The sequence below is a fragment of the Bacteroidota bacterium genome, from assembly GCA_018816945.1.
Lineage (GTDB): Bacteria > Bacteroidota > Bacteroidia > Bacteroidales.
Window position 1 is genome coordinate 1 of record JAHIVC010000014.1, and the last position, 2170, is coordinate 2170.

3 protein-coding genes are annotated in these 2170 nt (G+C 37.1%); all 3 read left to right on the forward strand.

Annotated features, from left to right (window positions below; all coding sequences use genetic code 11):
• On the forward strand, positions 1 to 369 hold a 369-nt coding region (locus KKG99_02445; GenBank protein ID MBU1011840.1), incomplete at its 5' end, for a transposase.
• Between the two features lie 324 nt (positions 370 to 693).
• The gene (locus KKG99_02450) at positions 694 to 1050 is read left to right on the forward strand and encodes a hypothetical protein (GenBank protein MBU1011841.1); all 357 of its coding nucleotides are present in this window, start codon (positions 694 to 696) and stop codon (positions 1048 to 1050) included.
• A 618-nt stretch (positions 1051 to 1668) separates the two neighbouring features.
• A complete protein-coding gene (locus tag KKG99_02455; GenBank protein ID MBU1011842.1) occupies positions 1669 to 1908 on the forward strand; it encodes a hypothetical protein in 240 nt (79 codons plus the stop codon).
• The last annotated feature ends 262 nt before the right edge of the window (positions 1909 to 2170 follow it).

Genomic DNA, 2170 nt, shown 5'->3' on the forward strand with positions numbered 1-2170 from the left:
CCTGAAAACAGCAGTCGCAGGACTCAGTTTATAAAACGATTAGTTGATTTTGGGGCCAACAAATCTGTAAATATTAGCCTGGTTTACTATCCGCCATATCACAGTAAATACAATCCAGTAGAGAGAGTTTGGGGTGTTTTAGAAAAACATTGGAATGGGCAAATTCTTGACAGCGTTGAGAAGGTCCTTGGATTATGTAGGACGATGAGTTGGAATGGTAATTCGCCTGTCGTAAAATTGATTGCTGGTATTTATGAAAAGGGCATTACCTTGACTAAAAAAGCCATGGACAAACTGGAAACCTTTTTGGACCGAATACCTGGTATTGAAAAATGGGCTCTTGATATTTCCTGTTATGAAGAATATTAAATGTGGAATTATTTTATTCCACATGCCTAAGAATGCGTATCATAGCTGCGCCAATACTTGCAATATGCCTCAAAAGTGTTCTGATCCTTGAACAATCTCAAGAGATGATGCATGTTTTTTGCGCCAACGATATTGGTCATGCGGCAATTATGTTGGTATTGCTGATACAAAAAAAATATCGTATCAACTATTTTTAGATCTTAACCATCTAATATTGTGAATTAATTTATCGATTATCTAATTATTCCATTTGTGGCATGAAAAATGCTATTACTATATAGCATGTTATCGGTCCGCAAATAAGCATTATTATAGGAGAACAAAATGAAATCAAATCAAATCAAATTAGGAATTATAGTGCTTATTTTGCTTACTTTTGTTATGATAACTCATGCCTTGGCTGCCCAAATTATAATAAAAAATTCCGATAATGCGCCCTATACAGTTGAATATGAACTATGGTGGCTTGTGTTTAAGAGTGACCATTATTATCCGCTTACATCACATGAAGTAATTACGATTAATATGCCGTTTGCTTGTTCAATAGGCAAAATTACGGTCCAAAATGCTGTTTATTCAAAACGGAATAAAATATTTTATCCAGGCGGACTTTACTTACCAGATCGTTCGTTCACAGTTACAATACAAAAAAGTAGTGAAATAAACATCTCTGAGGATTAGTGCTTGTTTAAAGGTTAATTGAAAACGGCAAATTACTTCAGGTGCCAGGAGACTCCTTGACTTGCTTTGCTCGATTAAGATACGTGGTTTCCATTTTTTTTGTCGTTTTTTTGCAATACTCAATATTTCATCTTAGGAGAGATAACATGAAAAATTTTATCATCATGGTAACGTTGGTTGCATCTGTTTTCGTATTGAGAACCGGCACGGGCTGGAGTCAAGGGGGTGTATTTGTCCAGGAGTTGGAAAGAAGCATCTGTAGTAAAATGCCAACATTTAAAAATAGTGGATGCCGTGATTATCTTTTTTTTCGGATTCAAGAATTGAATACTCCGAACTCCGCCAAGGGCCGTTGCCTTTCTCGTTGCCAGTACGGTATGGGCCATAACCCGAAGCCGGTAAATGTGGAAAACTGCAAGAAAGGATGCGAAGAAACCCATACTATTGATCTAAGCCAATAGAGAGGTTCAGGCCGCGGCCTGATATGCTTTGAAGTTGCTGCAAATTTTTCCGGCCAGAATTTGAGGCCTTCAAAAGATAGGTCGTTGAAGGGATATGTATTCTATCAATATTTCTAAAATGTGAATAATTATCAGTTAATATCCGAAGGAGGGTACAATGAAGCGTTTACAATTCTGTTGTTGGGCAATTTTCTTTTTCATCATGGGAGCGGTGACAAGTGGTGCGGTTTTTGCGGTATCCAACACAGTTTGGGTCGGCAATGGGGGAATGGATGCTAAGATCGTAGCAACTAGCGACACCGTAATCGAAATTCACCCTAATCCTACTAAATATAAGGTAAAGACCGGTTACAAGTACAATGAGAAACTTGGCATCATCCTGCTGGAAAAAAAATAGGAATTATTAAAAATTTCAAATTATATAGGTGTACCCTGACAGAAAATCTTGCATTTTTTGCCAAGTAATCGTGCATATTTAAAATTTTTGAATTGAGAATATTTGACAAATTAGTATAATAAGATTTCCTTTCCGGCCGTTCCAAAAAGCAACTCAATAATAAAAAGTGGCGTTTAGAGTAAATGAAATTTCTGATATTCCCTGCCCATACTTTTTGAAATGGATTGCCACGGTTCTCAAGGGTCACTAGGCCAGCTCCCCC